Origin of the sequence: Brevibacillus reuszeri, from assembly GCF_002897295.1 — a bacterium.
Lineage (GTDB): Bacteria > Bacillota > Bacilli > Brevibacillales > Brevibacillaceae > Brevibacillus > Brevibacillus reuszeri_A.
This window is the reverse complement of record NZ_BEXF01000092.1, coordinates 1-1,389: the sequence shown is the minus strand read 5'-3', so window position 1 is coordinate 1,389 and position 1,389 is coordinate 1. Positions and strand designations below refer to the sequence as shown.

The window sequence follows — 1,389 nt, the reverse complement described above, 5'->3', positions numbered from 1 at the left end:
AAGTTGTCAGTCTACCTCGGCCATATCAAAAGAAACCCCTGACAGCATAGCTGCAGGGGTTTCTTTTAAACTACTATGCCATATTAGATAAATGCACTTGTGATGATAACCAACAGGATAAACAATACGAGGATTACTCCAATTCCGCTGCCAAATCCATGGTATCCTCCGCCGTATCCTCCAACAACTTCACCCATGATTCATACCTCCTTTGTTTTTAACCACACCTTATCTTATGTTGTTGGACTCGAATGGTCAGGGCGTTTAGGCAACAATAAGGCCCAAATCAATAAGACCCTCATTTGCAATAAAAAAAAGACAAGTCCTTAAGACTCGTCTTTTAAGCATTCAAATTATGATTGCAGCAACACTTCAATATCCTGCTCCATATCTAACGGGTCCGTCGTAGCTTCAAATCTTTTGACAACTTCGCCCTCTGCACTGATCAGGAACTTCGTGAAGTTCCATTTAATTGAATCTCCAGCCAGATAATCAGGATATTTCTCATTCAACATAGCGGTTAACAACTTGGCTACGGAATGAAATGGATTGAACCCTTCAAATGGCTTGGATGCAGATAAAAATTTAAACAGAGGATGAGCATTTTCCCCGCGCACTTCAACTTTTTGAAACATCGGAAAGGAAACGCCATAGTTGATCATGCAAAAGGTATTTACCTCTTCATTCGTACCCGGCTCTTGCTCTGCAAATTGATTACACGGAAACCCTAAAATGATAAACCCTTTTTCTTTGTAACGATCATATAAGCGCTGTAAATCTGCATATTGAAAGGTAAACCCACACTGGCTTGCTGTGTTCACAATCAGAATGACTTTCCCCTTATACTCCTCGAGTGAAACTTCTCTTCCACTCATTAAAGTGCCTGTAAAATCGAATATGTTCATGCATATTTCTCCTTTGAATTCTCAGATGTACATTCATTGTTTATATCGGTCAAAGGAGTATAGCTTTACAGAACAATTCCTCTTCATTTCCCTCTGTCTTTCATACCTTCTGCAGCCTGCTTCACAGCCTGATGACCGAATACAGCAAAAGCCCCCGTCAGAATCCCCTGAATGATCGACTCTATCCCCCAGCCCATCATACCTACAGCGAAGATAACTGCGAACACAACAACAATGTACACAATGCTCCAATCCGGAACCTTTGGCGTTATTTTCAAAATATACCCAATTACCCAACAAGCCGCAACGACCATTAACAACCTCGGATCAATCAGTTCAAAAATCATGCTCCATTCCATTTAGCACACGACCTTTCTGAAATTAATCACGACGTCTTTCTACTTCATACTATGAAAGTTTTACAAGAATAGCTTGTTCATTAGCATATTATCTAGAAAAGAGGAATAGTACCGATTAGACTAAC

3 protein-coding genes are annotated in these 1,389 nt (G+C 40.2%); all 3 read right to left on the bottom strand.

Going from position 1 to position 1,389, the window contains the following annotated elements; genetic code table 11:
• Positions 1-83: 83 nt before the first annotated feature.
• The 3 genes from C3B52_RS35505 to C3B52_RS35495 all read right to left on the bottom strand — a co-directional run bounded on the left by C3B52_RS35505 (position 84) and on the right by C3B52_RS35495 (position 1,264).
• Positions 84-197 (bottom strand): sporulation protein YjcZ, encoded by a 114-nt coding sequence (locus C3B52_RS35505; RefSeq protein ID WP_103111004.1) that lies wholly within the window; start codon positions 195-197, stop codon positions 84-86.
• A gap of 156 nt (positions 198-353) precedes the next feature.
• Positions 354-905 carry a glutathione peroxidase gene (locus tag C3B52_RS35500; protein WP_103111003.1) on the bottom strand — a complete coding sequence of 184 codons (552 nt, stop codon included), beginning with the start codon at positions 903-905 and terminating at the stop codon, positions 354-356.
• Positions 906-988: 83 nt separating this feature from the next.
• On the bottom strand, positions 989-1,264 hold the full coding sequence (locus tag C3B52_RS35495; RefSeq protein ID WP_103111002.1) for a phage holin family protein: 276 nt from the start codon (positions 1,262-1,264) through the stop codon (positions 989-991).
• Between the last annotated feature and the right edge of the window lie 125 nt (positions 1,265-1,389).